This is a genomic window from Mesorhizobium sp. B2-3-10 (assembly GCF_006442275.1).
In the GTDB taxonomy this organism is placed as follows: Bacteria; Pseudomonadota; Alphaproteobacteria; order Rhizobiales; family Rhizobiaceae; genus Mesorhizobium; species Mesorhizobium australicum.
The window spans coordinates 245,087-266,240 of sequence record NZ_VFVT01000005.1; the positions used below are offsets into that span (position 1 = coordinate 245,087).

19 protein-coding genes and 1 tRNA gene are annotated in these 21,154 nt (G+C 65.0%); 13 read left to right on the plus strand and 7 right to left on the minus strand.

Annotated elements, in window-relative coordinates; genetic code table 11:
* Positions 1 to 10 precede the first annotated feature (10 nt).
* Entirely contained in the window at positions 11 to 952 is a 942-nt protein-coding gene (locus tag FJ943_RS16650; protein ID WP_140723026.1) for a glyoxylate/hydroxypyruvate reductase A, read from the plus strand.
* 115 nt (positions 953 to 1,067) lie between these two features.
* Here the strand turns inward: FJ943_RS16650 and FJ943_RS16655 are convergent, their stop codons facing one another.
* The 3 genes from FJ943_RS16655 to FJ943_RS16665 form a co-directional block, all read right to left on the minus strand.
* A complete protein-coding gene (locus FJ943_RS16655; RefSeq protein WP_140660614.1) occupies positions 1,068 to 1,595 on the minus strand; it encodes an AAA family ATPase in 528 nt (175 codons plus the stop codon).
* 14 nt (positions 1,596 to 1,609) lie between these two features.
* Entirely contained in the window at positions 1,610 to 1,969 is a 360-nt protein-coding gene (locus FJ943_RS16660; RefSeq protein ID WP_015314060.1) for a hypothetical protein, read from the minus strand.
* Between the two features lie 100 nt (positions 1,970 to 2,069).
* Positions 2,070 to 2,990: a methyltransferase domain-containing protein gene (locus FJ943_RS16665; RefSeq protein ID WP_140723028.1), complete on the minus strand. Its 921-nt coding sequence runs from the start codon at positions 2,988 to 2,990 to the stop codon at positions 2,070 to 2,072.
* 150 nt (positions 2,991 to 3,140) lie between these two features.
* Between FJ943_RS16665 and FJ943_RS16670 the strand changes: the two genes are divergently transcribed.
* Together FJ943_RS16670 and FJ943_RS16675 are read left to right on the plus strand one after the other, a co-directional pair.
* Positions 3,141 to 4,151: a ligase-associated DNA damage response exonuclease gene (locus FJ943_RS16670; RefSeq protein WP_140723031.1), complete on the plus strand. Its 1,011-nt coding sequence runs from the start codon at positions 3,141 to 3,143 to the stop codon at positions 4,149 to 4,151.
* Positions 4,152 to 4,155: 4 nt separating this feature from the next.
* Complete coding sequence (locus FJ943_RS16675) at positions 4,156 to 5,757, plus strand: cisplatin damage response ATP-dependent DNA ligase (protein ID WP_140723478.1); 1,602 nt, start codon at positions 4,156 to 4,158, stop codon at positions 5,755 to 5,757.
* 34 nt (positions 5,758 to 5,791) lie between these two features.
* On the opposite strand, the gene FJ943_RS16680 is transcribed toward FJ943_RS16675, so the two are convergent.
* A complete protein-coding gene (locus FJ943_RS16680) occupies positions 5,792 to 6,937 on the minus strand; it encodes a hypothetical protein (protein ID WP_140723034.1) in 1,146 nt (381 codons plus the stop codon).
* 288 nt (positions 6,938 to 7,225) lie between these two features.
* On the opposite strand from FJ943_RS16680, the gene FJ943_RS16685 reads away from it, so the two are divergent.
* The 10 genes from FJ943_RS16685 (at position 7,226) to FJ943_RS16730 (ending at position 13,621) form a co-directional block, all read left to right on the plus strand.
* A tRNA-Thr gene (locus FJ943_RS16685) sits at positions 7,226 to 7,301 on the plus strand.
* A 289-nt stretch (positions 7,302 to 7,590) separates the two neighbouring features.
* A complete protein-coding gene (locus tag FJ943_RS16690; protein WP_083883127.1) occupies positions 7,591 to 7,818 on the plus strand; it encodes a hypothetical protein in 228 nt (75 codons plus the stop codon).
* A 148-nt stretch (positions 7,819 to 7,966) separates the two neighbouring features.
* A complete protein-coding gene (locus FJ943_RS16695; RefSeq protein WP_015314066.1) occupies positions 7,967 to 8,155 on the plus strand; it encodes a DUF2158 domain-containing protein in 189 nt (62 codons plus the stop codon).
* A 212-nt stretch (positions 8,156 to 8,367) separates the two neighbouring features.
* The gene (locus FJ943_RS16700; protein ID WP_140723037.1) at positions 8,368 to 8,790 is read left to right on the plus strand and encodes an acid-shock protein; all 423 of its coding nucleotides are present in this window, start codon (positions 8,368 to 8,370) and stop codon (positions 8,788 to 8,790) included.
* A gap of 45 nt (positions 8,791 to 8,835) precedes the next feature.
* Positions 8,836 to 9,378 carry an RNA polymerase sigma factor gene (locus tag FJ943_RS16705; protein ID WP_140714101.1) on the plus strand — a complete coding sequence of 181 codons (543 nt, stop codon included), beginning with the start codon at positions 8,836 to 8,838 and terminating at the stop codon, positions 9,376 to 9,378.
* Positions 9,379 to 9,404: 26 nt separating this feature from the next.
* Entirely contained in the window at positions 9,405 to 9,857 is a 453-nt protein-coding gene (locus FJ943_RS16710; protein ID WP_140723040.1) for a hypothetical protein, read from the plus strand.
* Complete coding sequence (locus tag FJ943_RS16715; protein WP_140614819.1) at positions 9,854 to 10,309, plus strand: periplasmic heavy metal sensor; 456 nt, start codon at positions 9,854 to 9,856, stop codon at positions 10,307 to 10,309. Before FJ943_RS16710 ends, FJ943_RS16715 begins: the two co-directional genes overlap by 4 nt.
* Before the next feature lie 108 nt (positions 10,310 to 10,417).
* On the plus strand, positions 10,418 to 10,693 hold the full coding sequence (locus FJ943_RS16720) for a hypothetical protein (RefSeq protein ID WP_140723043.1): 276 nt from the start codon (positions 10,418 to 10,420) through the stop codon (positions 10,691 to 10,693).
* 116 nt (positions 10,694 to 10,809) lie between these two features.
* A complete protein-coding gene (locus tag FJ943_RS16725; RefSeq protein WP_140723046.1) occupies positions 10,810 to 12,336 on the plus strand; it encodes a DUF1800 family protein in 1,527 nt (508 codons plus the stop codon).
* Between the two features lie 46 nt (positions 12,337 to 12,382).
* On the plus strand, positions 12,383 to 13,621 hold the full coding sequence (locus FJ943_RS16730) for a DUF1501 domain-containing protein (RefSeq protein WP_140723049.1): 1,239 nt from the start codon (positions 12,383 to 12,385) through the stop codon (positions 13,619 to 13,621).
* Positions 13,622 to 13,674: 53 nt separating this feature from the next.
* Here FJ943_RS16730 and FJ943_RS16735 read toward each other — a convergent pair whose 3' ends face one another.
* The 3 genes from FJ943_RS16735 to FJ943_RS16745 form a co-directional block, all read right to left on the minus strand.
* A complete protein-coding gene (locus tag FJ943_RS16735) occupies positions 13,675 to 17,085 on the minus strand; it encodes an acyl-[ACP]--phospholipid O-acyltransferase (protein WP_140723052.1) in 3,411 nt (1,136 codons plus the stop codon).
* A 346-nt stretch (positions 17,086 to 17,431) separates the two neighbouring features.
* A complete protein-coding gene (locus FJ943_RS16740; RefSeq protein WP_140723055.1) occupies positions 17,432 to 19,000 on the minus strand; it encodes an indolepyruvate oxidoreductase subunit beta family protein in 1,569 nt (522 codons plus the stop codon).
* Positions 18,993 to 21,146: an indolepyruvate ferredoxin oxidoreductase subunit alpha gene (locus FJ943_RS16745; RefSeq protein ID WP_140723058.1), complete on the minus strand. Its 2,154-nt coding sequence runs from the start codon at positions 21,144 to 21,146 to the stop codon at positions 18,993 to 18,995. The genes FJ943_RS16740 and FJ943_RS16745 overlap by 8 nt, the downstream gene beginning before the upstream one ends.
* Positions 21,147 to 21,154 lie beyond the last annotated feature (8 nt).

Below are 21,154 nucleotides of genomic sequence, written 5' to 3' on the forward strand. Positions count from 1 at the left end.
ACGAACCGCGATGGAAAAAGGCCGCATCCTGCTTGCCGTCACCGGCTTTCATCCGCAGCGCTGGCGCGACCTGCTGTCGGCCGAACGCGAGGTGGTGCTGGAACCGGATGGAGCCGAGGATCCCTCGATCACCTATGCGGTGGTGTGGAAGCAGAAGCCGAATTTGATGTCGTCGCTGCCCAATCTGCGCGCCATCTTCTCGATCGGCGCCGGCGTCGACCATATCTTCGCCGATCCCGGCCTGCCCGACGTGCCGATTGTCAAGGTCGTCGCCGACAACCTCACCCAGTACATGACCGAGTACGTCGTCTGGCGGGTGCTCGATCACCATCGCCAGGGCCTGCTCTACCGGTCGCAGCAGCCAAAGAAGATCTGGCACGAGCCGCAGCAGAGGCCGGCCGGTGACATTTCCGTCGGCATCATGGGACTTGGCAGTCTCGGCCGCGCGGCAGCCTCGGCGCTGCTGTCGCTGGGCTTTGCGGTCAATGGCTGGTCGCGCACGGACCGGCCAATGGAAGGGGTGGCGACGTATAGCGGCGAGGCCGGGCTGATCCCGTTCCTCAACGCCACCGATATTCTGGTCGTGCTTTTGCCGCTGACGCCGGACACGCAAGGCATCGTCAACTACGGCGTGCTGAAGGAATTGAGGAAACGCAACGGCCTCGGCGGCTCGGTGCTGATCAATGCCGGACGCGGCCGCCTGCAGAAGGACGCCGACATCGTGCGCGCGCTGGATGACGGCACGCTGAAGGAGGCGAGCCTCGACGTGTTCGAGGTGGAACCACTGCCGAAGACCAGCCCGTTGTGGAACCACCCGAAGGTGTTCGTGACGCCGCATGCCGCGGCGACTTCCGATCCAGCCCATCTGGCGCCGCTCATGCTGCGCCAGATGGACGCTTTCGAACGCGGCGAAAGGCTCGACAATCTGGTGGACCGCAAAGCAGGATACTAGAGCGGTTCAGCGTTTTATGGAATCGCCGACCCGCTCTAATTCTTTGTTTTTACGCAATTCCGGACGGAAAACCGCTACGCACTTTTCCTGGAATTGCTCTAGCCAGACGTCCTCGTCACCTGGCCAAATCCCAGTCCTGAAAACATTTCTTGATCGCCCGGACCGACGACAGTTGCAGCTTCGGCAGGTTGACTTGGTCGAACGTCGCCCGGTATCTTGAGCGGTTTTTCGGCGTGGTCACGGCAATGTGGTGGATCATGTCCCATTTGATGCTGTCGCGCCCACCCTCCAAGGCTCCGCGTCTCTCCTTCTCGAACAAGGTACGCCTGAAATAGCGCAGCAGACTTGCCGGGGTGGAAATGTCCAGCAGGATCAATCCGGTCGCGCGCTGGAAGCGTTGCGGCATGCAAACCGAGTAATTTCCGTCCATCACCCACCGTTCGCTGGCGATCGCTGCGTCATGCAAGGCAATGAATTCGTCCCTCGGACGCTGCAGCCAATCCGTGTTGGGCAGGTGAAAGAGCAGATCAAGATGAATGGGTGTCAGGCCACGCTTGCGCGCGATCGCGTCGGCAAGCGTCGACTTGCCGCTGTTCGACGGGCCCAGGATACAGATGCGGTCGCCGAAGTCCGAGAGCTTCATTTGGGCAACACGCATCAGCCAGGCAGCGCGAACTTCTTCTGCTTGTCCGGTTTGCCGCAGTCGCGGCGATCGATCGACCGGTTCATGGCATCGATTTCGCCTGACGCCTTGTCGCTGTCGCGTTGAGCCTTGGAACGCATGTCGGGCGTGAACGGGCCAAAACCCATGGCAGGATTGGAAAAAGTCGGCTTGGCGGTCGTGGGGAGACTATATTGCTGCGCCAATCCGTTGCGCCGCGACAGCAACTGATCGCATGGCACGCTGTCATATTGCAGCGAGGACTCGACGTTGGCGTCCTGCCGCTCGGACGCTGAATTGCCCACGCAGCCGGTGGTTACGAGGCAAGACGCCAAAATCATCACGTTCCAGCGCATAGAAGTGCTCCTCCTGATATCCCGCCCTGATGCGACCAGATCGCAAATATCAGTCGCGCACGCAAATCGGACTTTTTCGCAGCAGCGCAAAGAGTTGCCCTCACAGGGGACCGGCTTTCCATGCCACGACGGCCAGGCCTTTGACAGGCTCGCGGCGATCCCAGCGGATGGTTGTCGGCTCCAGCGCGAGGACCGAGAGGCCGTTGGCCTCGAGGGTCCGTACGACATAGCCATCCGAATGGGCGTAGCGCCGGGAGGGCTGCAGCGCGAACTCGCCACCGCCTTCCGCCAGGCTCTCGACTGAAAAGACAAACAAGCCACCCTCGGCGAGCAGGCCGGCGACCGTTCCCACGAGACCTTCGAGGCCGCCGATGTAGATCAGCACGTCGGCTGACGTCACCAGATCGGCCTTGTCGCCTGAATAGGAAAAATCCTGCAAATCCGCTTTCGTCAGCGCGTCGTAGATGCCTTTTGCCCGCGCCTTCTTCAGCATCCTTGCCGAGATGTCGAACCCCTCCAGCCGGTCGACGATCGGCCTCAGCTTCTCGCCCATCAGCCCAGTGCCGCAACCCAGGTCGAGCGCCAGGCGGAGGCGGCCCGGCTTTGCCTTGCGGATGGCAGCGTCGAGCACCTCAGGCAGCCGGTAGTCGAGCTTGCCTACCAGCATATCCTCGAATGTCTCGGCATAATGGTCGAACAGCGTTTCGACAAAGGCGCTGGGCGGCGCCATAAAGACCGGACCTTTGCCGATCAGCTGCAATTTGAGAGCCGCGCCCTGACGATCGGCCGGATCCAATTTCAACGCCGTCCTCCAGGCCTGCGCCGCTAGGTCGAGCCTGCCTGATGCCTCCTGCATCTCGCCCAGGCGAAACCAGCCCATTGCCCATTGCGGCGCCAGTTCCAGCCCGCCGAGCAGCAACTCGGCGGCAGCGGCATGATCGCCGGAGGCAACGAGCATTTCGGCATAGTCCGCACGGCGATCGGCGTTCGGGTCGCCCGACGAGGTCTGAAGCGGTTTCATGATGATGGTTTCCACCTGCAGGGAGCCGGCCGCCCATCTCTGTAGAGCATGGAATGCCGAAGCTGAACCGAATTGGACAGGCTTTGTCCGGGAGTCAGCAGTCTCGGGCAACAGGCTTTCCGCAGCGGAATTATATCCTATCTTGGCATCATGCGCGCCAGCGACCTGCTTCATCCCCGGCCCGAAGGCCTCTACTGCCCGCCGGGCGATTTCTTCATCGACCCGGTGCGGCCGGTGAACCGGGCGCTGATCACGCACGGCCATTCCGACCATGCGCGTTCCGGCCACGGCTCGGTGCTTGCGACACAGCAGACGCTCGACATCATGGGACTTCGCTACGGCGAGGATTTCGCGGGGACGACGCAGACAGCCAGGCTCGGCGAGACGATTGCCCTCAACGGCGTCGATGTCAGCTTTCATCCGGCCGGCCATGTGCTGGGTTCGGCGCAGATATCGGTCGAGCACCAGGGCAGGCGCATCGTCGCCTCCGGCGACTACAAGCGGCAGAAGGATGCGACCTGCGCGCCCTTCGAGCCGATCCGCTGCGACATCTTCATCACCGAGGCGACTTTCGGCCTGCCGGTGTTTCGCCATCCGCCAGACACGGAAGAGATCGCCCGGCTGCTGAAATCGGCGGCGCAATTCCCGGAGCGCTCGCACCTGGTCGGGGCTTACGCGCTGGGCAAGGCGCAACGCGTGATGCGGCTGTTGCGCGACGCCGGTTACGACAAGCCGCTCTACATCCATGGCGCGCTGGCCAGGCTCAGCGCGTATTACCAGAGCCAGGGCATCGATCTCGGCGATCTCGAGCCGGCGACGGTGGAGAGCGGGGCCAAGCAAGATTTCGCCGGCGCCATCGTGGTCGGCCCGCCATCGGCCTTCGCCGACCGCTGGGCGCGGCGCTTTCCCGATCCGATCTCGTGCTTCGCGTCGGGCTGGATGCGCATCCGCCAGCGCGCCAAGCAAGGCGGCGTCGAACTGCCGCTGATCATCTCGGATCATGCCGACTGGGACGAACTCACCGCCACCATCAAGGAGACCGGAGCCGCCGAAATCTGGGTCACGCACGGCCGCGAGGAAGCGCTGGTGCGCTGGTGCGAACTGGAAGGCATCGCCGCCCGCCCGCTGCATCTGGTGGGCTATGAGGATGAGGGCGATTGACGGCATGAACCGCTTCGCCGAGCTTCTCGACCGCCTGGTGCTGACGCCGTCGCGCAACGGCAAGCTGACCCTTTTGATCGACTATTTCCGCAACGTCGAGGATCCCGATCGCGGCCTGGCGCTGGCGGCCATCACCGGCGATCTCAGGATTGCCGCGGTCAAGCCGGCGATGCTGCGCACGCTGGTCACCGAACGTATGGACCCGGTGCTGTTCGGCTATTCCTACGATTATGTCGGCGACCTCGCCGAGACTGTGTCGCTGGTCTGGCCGCAAACGCCTGGCAGGATCGCCAACCGCGAGCCGACGCTTGGCGAGGTGGTGGCCAAGCTGCAGGCGGCAAGCCGCTCGGATGGACCGAAGGTGCTGACGGGGCTGCTCGACAGCGCCGGTATCTCGGCACGCTTTGCCATCATCAAGCTGGTCACCGGCGGCCTGCGCATCGGCGTCTCGGCGCGGCTGGCCAAGCAGGCGCTGGCCGATTTCGGCAAGGTCGACGTCGCCGAGATCGAGGAGCTCTGGCATGGGCTATCGCCGCCCTACACGGCGCTGTTCGCCTGGCTGGAAGGCAAGGACGAGAAACCGCGCAGCACCGTGATGGCGCTGTTTCGCCCGGTCATGCTGTCGAACCCGGTCGGTGACGGCGACCTCGAAAAGCTCGATCCCGCCGACTACGCGGCGGAGTGGAAATGGGACGGGATCCGCGTCCAGGCGGTGGCCGAAGGCGGCATCCGCCGGCTCTATTCGCGCACCGGCGATGATGTCTCAGGGGCCTTTCCAGACCTCGCCGACGCCATGCGTTTTTCCGCCGCGCTCGATGGCGAATTGCTTGTCGGCGATCCGCGAGAAGCGACGGGAACCTTCTCGGACCTGCAGCAGCGGCTGAACCGCAAGACGGTGACGCCGAAGATGCAGCAGCAATATCCAGCCTTCATGCGCTGTTACGACGTGCTTCAAATCGGTGCCGAGGATCTGCGCGGACTGTCCTTCCGCGAGCGACGCGGCCGGCTCGAAGCCTTCATCGGGACGCTCGACCCGAGCCGCTTCGATCTCTCCCCCTTCGTCGCGTTCACGGATTGGCGGTCGCTCCAGGACCTGCGCCGCGCGCCGCCGCATCCGATCATCGAAGGCGTGATGCTGAAGCGCTGGGATTCGCCCTATGTCGCCGGCCGGCCGAAGGGTCCATGGTTCAAATGGAAGCGCGATCCGCACACGGTGGACGCGGTGCTGATGTATGCCCAGCGGGGCCACGGCAAGCGCTCGAGCTTCTATTCCGACTACACGTTCGGCGTCTGGTCCGGAGCCGAGGGCGAGGAGGAACTCGTGCCGGTCGGCAAGGCCTATTTCGGATTCACTGATGAAGAGCTGAAGCAGATCGACAAATATGTCCGTGACAACACCGTCGAGCGTTTTGGACCGGTGCGCTCGGTGCGCGCCGACCGCGACAATGGCCTGGTGCTCGAAGTCGCCTTCGAGGGACTCAACCGTTCGACCCGGCACAAATCCGGTGTGGCCATGCGTTTCCCCAGGATTTCACGATTGCGCTGGGACAAACCGGCCAACGAGGCCGATCGCATAGAAACCCTGCAGGCGCTGCTCGACCGCTAGGGACTGTCGATGTGTCAGTCGCAACGAATTCAGTTCAGGGTTCGACCGAGACACGGATCTCGTAGACGTCGACCGCCTTGCCCTGCTTGTCGAAATCGGAATTGATGGCGATGGTTCCGGCCGAGCCCGGATGCTTGTCGGGAAACTTCACGTCGAACAGATATTCGTTCTTCTGCTGGCCGACCGCGTAACGCTTGCGGCCGCAATCGCCGAGTTCGCCAAAATTGCAGTCGACGGATATCTGCGTGTCCTTGCCGTCCTCGGCCCGGGCGATGATGTCGAACACGGCGTGCTTGCCGGCGAGTTTTTCCAGCACGCCCTGTCCGACATCGAAGGCGATCGCCGAGCCGGAGGCGCCGGACTGGATGCGCAGGAACGGCCCGCTGTCGTCCTTCATCACCTCGGCCTTGGCGTCGGACGGAGCGGCGACATGCGTCGGGTCGGACGGTGAAAACACATTGATCCAGTCGCGCGACAGGTCCGCGGCACCGGGCTTTGCCGGCGCGTTGGCGCCATCGGTCGGGGTGAAATCGTCGTCCTCTACGGTCGGCGGCGCTTCCGGCGGCGCGGTATTGAGCTGCGCGGCGGTCTTGAACACACCGGTTTGCATGGCAAAGTACAGTCCGATGCCAATCGCCGCGAGCAGCGTCACCGTGAAGAAAATGGCGGTCAGCGGCAGCCGCCGGCCTCTAATGCGCCGCTCATCGCGATCGGGCGCGACTTCCGTGGCGGCACCGGAAGAGGCTGGAACCGACATGTCGATGGCTGGCGCACCGGGCAGGGTCGCATCCGGCATGATGTCGGGAACCACCGGCAGCACGCGCGAGCGCGGTGCGTCGGAAGCGGGCTGCCCGGGACCGTCGACGGTCACAGCGGGCGATGACGCCCTTGGGCCCGCCTCGACCGCGGGCGCCGCGCCGGCCGCGGCCTCGACCGCCGGCGCGTCGATCTGCGGGGCAACACCGGGCACCGCCGGCAGGTACTCGGATTCGATTTCGGTGATTTTTGCCTGGATTGCCTTGCGGCGCTTGATGGCGACTTCCACGGTCACGCCGGGATTGGCCTGGAGCGCGCGGTCGAGCGCGGCGAAGGCCGAACGATAGACCTTCTCGCGGAACGCACGGTCCTCGGCATTGCCCTTTTCCAGGGCGTTCCGGATCGCTTTTTCGATCGCGTCCAAGCGAGATCCCTCTGCAAATTGTCCCAAGCTTTCATGATGGTTAGCCGCAGGCGACCAATCAATCAACGGGCGGGCAGCCGCATTCTGCCTCGACAAGCCGTCCAAAGTCTATTTTCACGATGTTCCGGCAACAAAATCGGAACATGTCGGCGATTCCGGGCATGCAGGGACGCCAGAACGCCGGTTTCGATCGGGGCGCGGCTCTTGCATGATTTGCCAAGTCGCATCTTGAATTCGCGGCCGGTTGAGTCTATCACCCTGCCCATCTTGGAGGCCTTGGCCTCCCGGGCCGCTTTAGCTCAGTTGGTAGAGCACATCATTCGTAATGATGGGGTCAGGTGTTCGAGTCACCTAAGCGGCACCAGTTTTTCAAACCGATGGTCGAAGCTGCCTGGACGCGCGGAAGAGGCCCGAATCCCCGGCCGTTTGCGTTTGCCATGGATGCAAGGATCTGCCCGTCGATCGACAACAACTCGGGAGCGGTGCAGATCTGGCCGAAGACCCGCGAGGCAAGTCGCGACTTGCTCCTGGCTTGGAAAACTCGCGAAAGCGAGCAATCCGGGATTTTCAAATCTCAATAACAAATGATGGACCGCGCATTTCTATTTTTTTGGAACAGACACTTGGGTTGCACATTTCCTGCCGACAGTTCCATGACAGGAGGTTTTGAATTGCCAAGGCGTGTCGACAAGGAAAAGCTGGCAAGAGCGGACCGCGAGGCGAGGCTGGTGCTGGATGCCGAGCGTCACGCAAGGGACGCCAAGACAACCCGCCTGAGGGAGCAGAGACTGCAGCAGGAGGCATTGGCGGACAAGGCCCCGCCTGCGCGCCGACGGGAGCCGACTGGGAAGCCGGCCAGGCGTGTGATCGAGGTGGACTGACCTGTTGGGGGGTTGCCCGGTTCGCCCCGATGGCGCGTCAGCGATGTCTCCGCGTTGCCGCATAAGACAGTAGCCCAGAAGACCCATATGCCATTGTCGGGACCCCCGTTTTGGTATGAAATGTCGGGTGTCAGCATGGGAGGTCCAAATGCCCAACACTTTCAAGACCGGAGACGTCGTCAAGCTGAGGTCGGGAGGCCCGAAGATGACGGTCAGCGACGGCGCCGCTTCCGGCATGTATCTGTGCCACTGGTTCAACAAAGACGGCGACGTGTGGACCCCCCAGCATGCCGGCTTCAAATCGGATCAGTTGATAGCCGCCGACCAATCGACGTAATTCCCGCCTTCGCCAACGGGCGGGCCGGCCCGGCGCAATTCAGATGCGCCGGACGAGGTGTTCTGCCGTACCGTGGGCCGCCAAAGTCCATCATCGCCGGCAAGCGGCGAGATAGGCATGGCGACCGACGGATTTCTGCGATCACGACGTTTAACGGTTGAAGCGTGACCATGGCATCGGGCCATGCAATGCGCCAACCGGAGACGTAAAACATGATACGCCGTTCGATCCTTGCCGCTGCCCTGTGCCTGCTGACCACCGCGGCTCTGGCCCAGACAGGGACACAGCCACCGGCCGCCACACCGCCCCCCGCGACATCGTCGGCCGCCAAGTCCGACATCACGCGGGCCAAGTTCCAGAAACGGCGAGAGAAGGCGATCATGGCCGCCGACACGGACGGCGACGGCAAGATCAGCCTGCTGGAATGGGAGGCCTTTCAGGCCAAGCGCAACGTCAAGGGCGATCCCGCCAAATCCTTCGCGCGCATTGATTCCAACCATGACGGCTTCATCGACCGGGCCGAGCTCGATGCGTTATTCGCCAAGCGCTTTGCCAGGCTGGACAAGAATGGCGACGGCATTCTGACGGGCGACGAGATGCCGGGCCACAAATCCGCTCCCAAGCCGGAGCAATGACCAAGAGGCTATGACGCATGATGGACATTGGGTGTGCGCCAACCCATGAGCCCCGACCCGGACGAGGAGCTGGTTCGCCGGGTCGGCACCGGCGACCCCGCGGCGGTGCGGACGCTCGTCGCGCGCAAGCTGCCGCGCATCCTTTCGCTGGCCGCGCGCATGCTCGGCGATGCGGCGGAGGCCGAGGACGTCGCGCAGGAAACCTTTATGCGCATCTGGCGTCACGCATCGGGCTGGCGGCGCGGCAACGCACGCTTCGACAGCTGGATCCACCGGGTGACGCTAAACCTTTGTTACGACCGGCTGCGCCGGCGCCGCGAGCTGGTGACCGACGACCTGCCGGACATTGTCGATCCCGCCCCGCTTCCCGATGCCCATCCCGGCAAGGAGGCGCATCGGGTCGAGCAGGCCTTGCAGGCAATCGCGCCGCGCCAGCGCGAGGCGATCCTCCTGGTCTACTATCAGGAGATGTCCAACATAGAGGCGGCCGCGATCCTGGAGATCAGCGTCGATGCCCTGGAAAGCCTGCTTTCGCGCGGCCGGCGGGCGCTGCAGGTGATCCTGGCCAAGGATAGTGTCGATGAATGAGAAAGCCGCGATCAAAGGACAGACCGATGCCTAATGGGTCCAGGAACGAACCGGCAATGGATGCCGAGCGCTTTGCGGCTCTGGCGGCAGCCTATGGCGGCGACTTGCGGCGGTGGCCGCAGGCCAACCGCACGACCGGCGCGACGTTCGCAAGGACCGAGATGGGCGCGGCCATATTGGGGCAGGCAGGCAAACTCGACGCCTTGCTCGACAGCTATGATGTCATGGCGCCTGGCGCGGCACTGCACGGCGGCATCCTGCGAATGGCCGACCGGCTGCTCGTCCAGCGCCGGCGCCGACGGGCCTGGTGGCTGGGTCTTGGACTCGCCGGCATCGGCCTGGCCGGCGCCATCGCCGGATTGGCCCTGGTGAGCGTCGTCACGCCAGAGTTTCAGCCCGACCGCTATGTGCTCGATGCCAATGCGACGGCGTTCGGCGATGCCGGGTCCGATGGCGAGACGATCGAGGAGGACCTATGAGCACGCGCCGCAACCTCGTGATCGCATCCGTGGCGCTGAATGTCTTCCTGGCCGGCGCGCTTGCGGGCGGAGCCGTCTGGATAAGAAGCGGCAAGCCCGGCCAGGGCTATTCGCTGGAAGCCGCCGGGAGCCGGCTTCCCCACCAGGAACGCGTGCTGTTTCGAAAGGCGCTGCGCGACGTGCGGCGCGAATCCCGCCAGGTCATCCTCGATGGCCAGCAGGCCAGGCGCGAGGCAGCCGACCTGCTGCGCCAGCCGGTCCTCGACACGACGGCCCTGTCGGCCGCGCTGGAAAGGGCGCGCAATGCCGACATCGCCGTGCGCACACGGCTTGAGCAGCGCATCGTCGAGTTCGCGACGGCGGGTTCGGCCGGGGATCGCGCCGTGCTCGCGGACGGGCTGGCCAGGCGGGCCGGGCCGCAACCGGCGGCAGAGCCGAAAAAATCGCCGTGACCGCAGACGGAAAACGACCGCAAGGCCGTTTAACCAGAGGAAGGGCAGCCTGCCGGACCAATCGGTACGCACAGGTTTTCATTCTCGGAGAACATTCGGAGTAACGTCATGAACCGTCTGACACAGTATACGGCGGCAGCCGTCCTCGCCTTCACCGGAACCGTCGCGACCGTCGCGACCTCCGCCGCCATGCCGCTGGTGGCGCAGCCGGCCGCCCCGGCGCTGATCGAGCACGTGGCCTGGGGTTGCGGGCCTGGATGGCATCACTGGGGGCGCTGCGTTCCCAACCGTGTCGTGGTGTATCCGCGCTACCGCTATTGGCACGGCCCGGCCTACTACGGCTGGCATCCGCACCGCCACTGGCACCGCTGGCACCGCTGGTAAACGCGGGGGGGCCGGGCGGCATCCGCCTGCCCGGCCGCCTGTCCCCGGTTTGAGCTGGGGAAACAGCCGATCGGGCGTCGCGCGCCTCGCGTGAGATTCAACGATGGAGCGTTGACATGGCTGTCGTGACCAAAGTGCCCATGGCGCCAGATCCCGCCCTGCCAGATCCCGCCCTGCCAGATCCCGCCTTGATAGCCTTCAATCGCTTCGGCCTTGGCGCCCGGCCGGGTGACCGCGAAAGACTGGGCGGCGACCCTCGCGGTTATCTCAAGGCGGAGCTGCGCCGGCCCGACGTCGCCATGATATCGCTCGACGATCCCGCCTATGCCGACCTCAAGGGGAGCACGCCGGCCATCCAGGCCAGCATGGCGGCAAATCTCCAGCGCAAGCGGGACCGGCAGCGGATGGCGACGGAGCAGCCGCCAGCGGCCACGTCGGCCGCGGCTTCGGTCATGCCTCCACCCGCCGCACCGGCCATGTCGCCGCCCGTCGCCCCGGCCGCGGCCGCGGCCAAACCGGCCGTGCCGCCTGTCGAGGTTATGTTGTTCCGGGCCGAGGCACAGGCGCGCTTCGACAAGGCAATGCAGGCAGAGGCCGGCTTCGTCGAGCGCCTGGTCTATTTCTGGTCGAACCATTTCTGCGTCTCCGTCGCCAAGGACAACATCGTGCGCGCCAGCGCCGGGGCGTTCGAACGGGAGGCCATCCGGCCTTTCGTGCTCGGGCGCTTCGCCGACATGCTCATGGCGGTGGAGCGGCATCCGGCCATGCTGTTCTATCTCGACAACCAGCAGTCGATCGGCCCGGACTCCCGCGCCGGCAAGAACCGCCAGCGCGGCCTCAACGAGAACCTCGCCCGCGAAATCCTGGAACTGCACACGCTCGGTGTCGGCAGCGGCTACAGCCAAGCCGACGTGACCAGCTTCGCGCGCATCCTGACCGGCTGGATGATGGCCGGACGGGAAGGACGGCTGGGCGAACCCGGCAGTTCCGTCTTCAACGCCAATGCGCATGAGCCGGGTGACGCGGTGCTGCTCGGCAAGACCTATCCGGCTGGCGGCATGGGCCAGGCCGAGGCCGCGCTCAATGACATCGCCCGTCATCCGGCGACCGCGCAACACATCGCCACGCAACTTGCCCGCCATTTCATAGCCGACGACCCGCCGTCGGCGGCGGTCGCCCGCCTCGCCAAGGTGTTCACCAGGAGCGACGGCAATCTCAGGGCACTGGCGGCGGCGCTCGTCGACATGCCGGAAGCGTGGTCGACGCCATTGGCCAAGATGCGCTCGCCCTTCGACTATATCGCGGCCATCCGCCGGGCAGCCGGTCCTGGCCCGACGAACGACCCTGGCCAGTCGCTCAACTGGCTCAACGCGCTGGGCGAGCCGCTCTGGGGGCCGCCGGGACCGAACGGCTTTTCCGACCAGGCGGACAGCTGGGCATCGGCGGAAGGCATGAAGAGCCGCCTCGACATCGCATGGCAGGCCGCCCGGCAAGTGAAGGACGTCGGCAACCCCAACGGCATGCTCGACGCGGTCATCGGTCCCTCCGCCTCGCCCGAAACACGCCAAGCGATCGCCCGCGCCGAGACCAAACAGCAAGGCCTGGCGCTGCTGCTGATGGCGCCCGAATTCCAGCGACGATAGATCGAACGATAGGTCCGGCGCCGACAACTCCCATGGAGACGAAGTCATGAGCCTGCTGTGCGAAACCCCTCACCCTTCCCGCCGCGCCGTGCTGACGACCGGCGGCGCGCTGTTTGCCTGGGCCTATCTGCCGCGCTTCGCCCGTGCCGCCGACAACCGCGACCCGCGCCTGATCGTCATCGTGCTGCGCGGTGCGCTGGACGGCCTGTCGACCGTCGGTCCGGTCGGCGATCCCGACTATGCCGGCCTGCATGGCGACATCGCCCTGTCGCTCACCGGCCCGCACGCGGCACTGCCGCTCGATGCTTTCTTCGCGGTCAATCCGGCGATGCCGGTGTTTGCGCGGCTGTTCAAGAACAAGCAGGCGGCTGTCGTGCACGCCGCCGCGACCGGCTATCGCGAGCGCTCGCATTTCGATGGCCAGGATGTGCTGGAAAGCGGCTTTGCCGGTCCCGGCCATGTCGCCACCGGCTGGCTCAATCGGGCGCTGGAGAACCTGCCGGCGGGCGACCGCGTGGCGACACTCGGCGGCCTGGCCGTCGGACCGTCGACGCCGCTGGTGATCCGTGGCGCGGCTCCCGTGCTCGGCTGGGCGCCGCAATCGCTGCCGGCGCCGGCCGGCGACCTCGCGGCGCGCGTTCTCGATCTCTACCAGCATCGCGATCCGGTTCTGGCCGTCGCGCTGCAAAAAGGTCTCGACGCCGATCGCACGGCGCTTGACGACCAGATGGGCGCCAAGACGATGAAGCCGAAAGGCGGCCTCGACAGCGCCGCCGGCATGCGGCAGGCCGCGCAAGGCGCCGCCAGGCTGATCGCCGCCGATGACGGGCCGCGTGTCGCGGCACTCGCCTTCGACGGCTGGGACACGCATGTCAACGAAGGCGGCGCGACCGGCCGCCTCGCCAGCCTGCTCGGCGGCCTCGACGGTGCCTTCGAGGAATTCAAAAAAGGTCTCGGCGAGCGCTGGAAGGATACGGCAATCGTCACCATCACCGAATTCGGCCGCACCGCGCGGATCAACGGCACGGTCGGCACCGACCACGGCACCGGCACCGTGGTGCTGCTCGCCGGCGGCGCCATCAAGGGCGGCCGCGTCATCGCCGACTGGCCGGGGCTGAAGCCCGCGCAACTTTACCAGCAGCGCGACCTTGCGCCGACCAGCGACGTGAGGGCGGTGCTGAAAGGCCTGCTCGCCGACCAGTTCGGACTTTCGGCCTCGGTGCTCGGCGAGAAAGTGTTTCCGGACTCAGGGGCGGTGAAGCCGATGATGAACCTGATCGCCTGAAGGCTGGCGGCGCCGCGTCTCCTACCGTGGCGCCGTCTCGCTGTCGCCGGCGATCAGGCGGCCTCGACCTTGGCTGCCTGCAAGGCTTCGCCGCGTACCAGCCTGGTTACGCCGACGAAGTCGATCTTGCCCGAGCCAAGCACCGGCACATGCGCCACGACGCGCACTTCAGCCGGCACCATCAGGTCCATGGCGCCGTTTGCCTTGGCGAACGCCAGAAACTCGGCGCGCGTCGCTTTCTCGGCCTCGGTGACGAGCACCAGTTTTTCACCCTTGCGCGGGTCCGGTACGGTCGCGACCGCCGAGAGCGAACCTTTCCACAGCTCGCCCGCCAGAGCTTCCACCGCAGCCAGCGAAATCATCTCGCCGCCGATCTTCGCGAAACGCTTGGCGCGGCCGCGAATGCTGACGAAACCGGCATCGTCGATGCTGACGATGTCGCCGGTGTCGTGCCATCCATTTTGCAGCGGTTGGAGCACGCCCGGCTTTTCGGCCCTGAGATAGCCCGCCATGACGTTGGGGCCGCGCACGAACAGCCGTCCACCGCCCTCGACGCCGATCACCGGTTCCAGACGATATTCCATGCCGGGCATGATTTTTCCGACCGTGCCCGATTTGTTGTACATCGGCGTGTTGATGGAGATCACCGGCGCCGTCTCGGTAACGCCGTAGCCTTCGAGAATGCGCAGGCCGAACTTCTCCATGTAGGTTTCGCGGGTCGAGGCCTTGACCGGCTCCGCACCGGAAAAGCAATAGCGCACCGAGCGGAAATCATAGGGATGCGCTGTACGCGCATAGCCGCTGAGGAAGGTGTCGGTGCCGAAGATGATTGTCGCATTCGAGGCATAGACCAGTTCCGGCACGATACGGTAGTGCAGCGGCGACGGGTAGAAATAGACCGGGACGCCGGACACCAGCGGCAGCACCGTGCCCGCCGTCAGGCCGAAGGAATGGAAGATCGGCAGAACGTTGAACACCTTGTCGCCCGAATGGAAATCGATGCGCGAGGCGGCTTGCGCGGCGTTGGCCAGGATGTTGCGGTGGGTGAGCACGACGCCCTTCGGCGTCCCTTCGGAGCCCGAGGTGAACAGGATCACGGCCGGGTCGGTGGCCTTGCGGGCAACCCTGGGCGTACTCTTGCGCAGCAGGCCGAGCAGCTTGTCCTTGAGGCCGATGGTCGCGCGCAGATCATCGAGCCAGACGATGTTGACCGAGCGGCCGATCTCCTCGACGATCGCGCCAAGCTTGGCCTGCTCGACAAAGGCCCGCGAGGTCAGAATGGTGGTTACCTGCGCCGCCTTGCAAGCGGACAGGATGTTGGCGGCACCGGCGGTGAAGTTGATCATCGCGGGGACCTTGCCGGCGGAGATGACGCCGAGCAGCGCGGCACAGGCGCCATTGGCGTTGGGCAGCATGATGCCGAGCGTGTCCTGTCCGGCATAGAGCGTCTCAAACTTCTCGCCGAGCACGGCGACAGCCGTGAGCAGCTTGCCGTAGCTCAGCGAACCGGCGACCGGATCCTGCGCGGCAAGTTGCTTCATGCCGCGCTCGGTCGCCGTCTCGATGATCCTTTCGAGCACGGTCTTGTCGATATGCTGGGTGCGGAAGACGAGGTCGGACATCACCTGGTAGAGCGCGGCACCGGCGGCGGCCCGACGCTTGCGTCCCTTCAGCTCGTCGTCGACCTTGAGCCTGACCGGCGGCAGTATGGTCACCTTGACTTTCGGGAACAGGCGGCGGCGCACGTGCTGCGCCGTCAGCCGCGAGAAGGGGCTTTTCTCCAGCCCCTCGATGCGGATCGGCACCACCATCGAGCCGGTCTTGTCGGCCACCATGGCGGCACCGTCATAGACCTTCATCAGCCCGCCCGTGACGGTGATGCGGCCCTCGGGGAAGATGACCAGCGGGTCGCCGTTCTGCACGATCTTGATCAGCGTGCGTGTCGACATCGGCTTGGACGGATTGAGCGGCAGCGCGCGGGTCAGCTTTAAAAACGGCTTCATCCACCAGGCCTGCGCAATGGTGTAGTCGATGGCGAAGACCGGCTCCTCATTGGTCAGCGTCAGAGCCAGCGGTCCATCGAGGAAGCTGACATGGTTCAGCGCCAGGATGGGTGCCGGGCCTGCGGCCTTGAGATTGTCCAGGCCTTCGACTTCCAGCCGATGGAAGGCGCGGAAAAGAATGGAGACATAATCGCGGAAGGCATTGGTCGGCAGGTATTTCAGCATCAGCCAGGCGGCGATGGCATTGGCCAGGGCGAGGCCGAACAGGATGCCTCCCGTCGAGACGCCGGCTGCCTGGATGATGGCGACGAGCAAGCCACCGACGGTCATGAAGCCGGCGTTGACGATACTGACCGCGGCGACGACCCGGGCGCGGCGCGCCTCGGGCGACCAGGCCTGCACGGCGGCAAAGGTCGGCACCACGAGGAAGGCGCTGGAAATGGCCATGCCGGCGAGGTCGATCGCAACACGGATCGTGTTTGGCCCGGCGAAGAAGAGGCCAAGGGTTTCGGATCTGGGCGAAGGCTGCATGCTCCAGATGGTCCATGCGAGGTCGAGGCCGAACAGCGCCAGCAGCGCCGTGCCGACCGGTGCGGGCAAGAGCACGATGCGTCCCTGCGACATCCACGCGGCGATTGCCGAGCCAATGGCGATCGAGATAGCGAACACCGCGAGATAGGCGGTGACCGCGATCTCGCCACCGCCGAGCTGATCCTTGACCAGCGTCGGCAGGATCGAAAGCACAATGGCGCCGATCAGCCAGAACCAGGACGTCATCAGGCCGGCGCGCCAGATCCGTGAGTCCGTGCGCAATTCGCTGACCTGGCGCCAGGTCGAGCGAAAGACATTCCTGTCGATGACGAGGTCGGGCGCCGCGGAACCGGTTGAAGGGATGTGGCGGCTGACGGCCCAGCAGCCGACGGCGAGCATCATCATGATCGGCCCGAAGACCGAGACGCCGATGCCATCGGCCGAGACGACGCCCCCGGCGATGGTGCCGCCGAGGATGGCGGCGAAAGTCGCCGACTCGATCCAGGCGTTGGCGCCCGGCAATTCCTTGCGTTCGAGGTGATCGGGCAGGATGCCGTATTTGATCGGCCCGAACAGCGCCGAGATGATGCCGAACATCAACAGCGCGGTCATCAGCACGGGGATGGAGGACAGCGCGATGCCGACGACCGCGACGGCAGCGGCGCCGATCTCGGCAAATTTCAGCCGGCGGGCGATGAGCGCCTTGTCGAAGCGATCGGCGATCTCGCCGCCCAGCGCCGACAGGAGCAGGAATGGAGCCATGAACACGGCGCCGGCCAAAGTGACCAGCGAGGCCGCCTGATCGGCGGCCAGTGTGAAGAGGATCAGGAACACCAGCGTGTTCTTGAGGAAATTGTCGTTGAAGGCGGACAGGAACTGCGTCCAGAAAAGTGGCGCGAAGCGCCGCGAAAGCATGAGATGCGTGTTCATGGCGATTTCCATCTGGCGGAACCCTTCGACAGTGTGCCGATAGGCCCTGCGGGTTGCAGGCGCTGTTCAGTTTTAGTGATAGTCCTGAGCTGGTTAAACTTTCTTGCTGCGCTTTTGCCCATCCGCGGCTTTCGGCCGCTGCGAAATGAACGTCGTTCACAATCGCACTCTATCACGCTTTGAACATCGTTCAAGGGGAAAAATGAACAGCGTTCACCAAACCGGTTGATGGTCCGAATGTCGAAACCAGCCCTCGCAGGACCGAGGGCGCCACGGGGTGACCCTCCGAGGCTTCGAGCATACCAACGGGGCCGATGGCCCGGTGAAGTCTGTCGGGACGTGCGGCTCAGTTGCCCGTTGCCGGGCCCAAGGTCGCCACGGTCTTCAACGCGCCGTCGAGCATGTCGCCCTTCTCGTCCTTCAGCGCCGCCTCGCGCAGGCGGCGGATCCAGTCGGCGGCGTCGGCCCTGCCCTCGAGCAGATCAAGCGCCGACAGCACGCGGTCGAATTTCGAGTGGGCGCGCACATGCGTGTCGCTGTAGCCCTTGATCAGCCGGCGGCAATTGAGGATTTCGACGGCAAGCGCGTAATCCGCCGGCACGTAGCCAAGCGCGAGCGTGTACCATTGGTCAAGATGCGCGGTCTCGACCTTGTGGCGCAGCAGGCGGCGGCGCCAGCGGCGCAGGCCGCCGATGAACCACAAAGCGGCGAAGCCGGCAAAGCTGTCGGTGCGGATGCGGCGGCCCCGGTTGATGCGGCGGTCGAGGAAGGCTGCCAATTTCGGCCGGTCCTCGATGTAGCTGCCCAGCCTCGCCGGCAGCGTGCCGCAGAACTCCTCGATGCGCGGATGGAAGTACTCGGTCACTTGCAGGACCGAACCATCCTTGACGCCAACCTCCTTGCGCACCCGCCTGTCGCGGGTCGAGCGCGTCTTCAGATCGGCGACGCGGATCATGTCGTCATAGCACATGGCGTTGGCCAGATGCTTGGCGGCCGCGATTGACAGCGCATGGGTTGGATCCAAGCTGTCAATCGCGACGGCCTTGTCCAGCCGGTCGAGATATTCGCGCCCATAGGCGATGTCCTGGTAGTCGACGACCTTTCTCAGGCCCCTGAGCGCCATGTCGCGCACGGCAACCGGCAGCAGGTCGATGCGAGCGGCAAGCGCCTGCCATCCCTGCAACAGGTTTCGCGGGCCACTCACATGTCCCGAACCCAAGGCAGATCCGACAATCGCCGGGTTCGCCGTCGGCGCCGCCGTGCCGCGCGCACGATCATACGCAGCCGCGAAGGCGGCGAGGCTGGCCTTGACGCCACGGCCGCCGGTGCCAATCGCCTGCTCGTAGCTTTCACGGGTAAACGGCAGCGCGTCGGAGCCGGCCAGCGCGCCAAGCAGGCTGGCCGAGATCATCGAGCCGTTGTCGGCGGCGATCTTTTCCATGTCGAATGCGATGAAGCGCTTCGATGCGGCCTCGGCCGTGGCGTGGACTTTGGACGACGAAGCGCGGCCATCACCCGGTTCGATCTTTTCCGACACGGCGGCGATGCGGTGCGAGGAAGCGATCAGCGTCGTGCGGTTGGGGGTGACGAAGCCCCTGATGATGGCTCGGCCGGCTTCCATCAATTCGGCGGCGATCAGGATATCGACATCGCCCTGCGAGGGCGACAGCGCGAAGACCGGCAGGCGGCCGGTGTCGCGGGCCATTTCGATATAGTAGATGGTGGCGCCGGTGCGCTGCGCGACGCCGGCGACCGAGGTCGATTGCGCGACAAAGCCATTGCGCTCGGCGACGTCGGTGATCCAGTCGGCGAGCACGCCGCCGCCCTGGCCGCCGACGGCCAGAACGGCGAGCTTGATCACCGGCTCATCGGCAGCACCGGACCGGGGGCGCGAGGAAGGAACAGGATCAAGCATCGGCGAATATCAGGCGCCGGCCTTCGCGCCGCCTCTGCAGGAAACCGATCGTCGCGCGGCGCGCCGTCTCCAGGAAACGGTCCCAGCGGCTTGGATTGTGCACGACGTCGGCACGGTAGAAGGACGGGCACAGCACCGCCGCATCGGCGACCTCGCCGCAATTGCCGCAGCCGACACAGTTCTGGTCGATCGATGCGACCGGATCGTCGCGCAGCGGATCGTCGAGCGACTTGACCGACAGCGATGGGCAGCCGGAGAGCCGCATGCAAGCATGGTCGCCAGTGCAGATGTCCTCGTCGACGCCAAATTTCGGCTTGACGACACGCTCGCCGCCTTTGATCGCCTTGTCGACCAGCGGCTTTTCGCGGCGCTGGCGATTGAGCATGCATTCCGACGAAGCGACGATGACTTTTGGCCCCTTCTCGTCAGTCGTCAGCGCCTCGCGCAGCGTGTCCTGCATCTTGCCGACATCGTAGGTGCGGTCGACATGGCGCAGCCATTTTACGCCCATGCCTTTCACCGCCTCGGCGATCGGATGCTTGGTCGACTTGGTCTTGTTGCCCGCGCGCGACGACAGGATGTCCTGCCCGCCAGTGGCGGCCGAGTAAAAATTATCGACGATGACGATGACGCCATCATTCTTGTTGAACACCGCATTGCCGATCGATGAGGTCAGGCCGTTGTGCCAGAAGCCGCCGTCGCCGACGAAGGAGATCGAACGGCGCTTGGCATCGGGCGCGTTGAACGCCGAGGCCGATGCCGGCCCCAGCCCGTAGCCCATGGTGGTCGCGCCAAGCTCGAAGGGCGGCATGATCGAGAACAGATGGCAGCCGATGTCGGAGGCGATGTGGTGCTTGCCGAGTTCCTGCTCGACCAGCTTGGTCGCGGCGAAGATCGGCCGCTCCGGGCAGCCGATGCAGAAACCGGGCGGTCGTCCTGGAACGACATTGATCAGGTCCGCCGTATCGAGGCCATCGCCGACTTTGTTTGGCGCGCGCACTTCGCCGGGCAACAGGTGCGGCGCCTCGGCGCGCAGGAAGGCGCCGATGCCGTCGAGCATGACCTGGCCGGTATATTCACCGGCCATCGGCAGATGCTCCTTGCCCACCAGACGGGTGCCACGCCCGGCCTTGTGCAGCATGGCGGCGAAAGCCTGTTCGATGTAGTTGGGCTGGCCTTCCTCGACGACCAGCACCGACTGCTTGCCCTCGCAGAACGACAGGAACTCATCGTCGATCAGGGGATAGACGGCGTTCAGCACGTAGAGTGGCACGTCGGTCTCGCCATAGGTGTCGGCAAGGCCGAGACGCTGCAGCGCACGGATGACCGAATTGTACATGCCGCCCTGCATGACAATGCCGATCGAGCCGTGATCCGAGCCGAAGATCTCGTTGATCTTGCGGCTCTTGATGAAATCGACCGCGGCCGGCCAGCGCTTGGCGACCTTCTCCTTCTCATGCAGGAAAGAAGCCGGCGGCAGAACGATACGGCCGGTGTCGCGGCGCGGCGCTTCGAGCGCATCGGCGACCGTCATCGGCGGACGCTTGTTGTCCTTGGCGATGAAATGGCCATGCACGTGGCAGCAGCGGATGCGCACCTGCAGCATGACCGGCGTGTTGGAGATTTCCGACAGTTCGAAACCATCCTCCACCGCCTTGACGATCGACGGCAGGTTCGGACGCGGGTCGAGCAGCCAGACCTGGCTCTTCATCGCGAAGGCATGGCTGCGCTCCTGCATGATCGAGGAGCCCTCGCCATAATCCTCGCCGACGATGATCAGCGCGCCGCCGGTGACGCCACCGGAAGCGAGGTTGGCCAGCGCGTCTGAAGCCACATTGGTGCCGACGGTCGACTTGAACGTCGCCGCGCCCCGGATCGGGTAATGCACCGAAGCGGCGAGCATGGCGGTGGCGGTGGCTTCCGAGGCGCTCGCCTCGAAATGCACGCCGAGTTCGCCCAGAATGTCCTGCGCGTCGGCCAGCACGTCCATCAGATGGCTGATCGGCGCGCCCTGATAGCCGCCGACATAGCCGACGCCGCACTGCAGCAGCGCCTTGGTGATGGCGAGGATGCCCTCGCCGGCGAATTCCTCGCCGGCGCCGAGCCTGAGTTTTTCGACTTCCTTGGCAAAAGACCGTTCGGCCATGTCTGCCT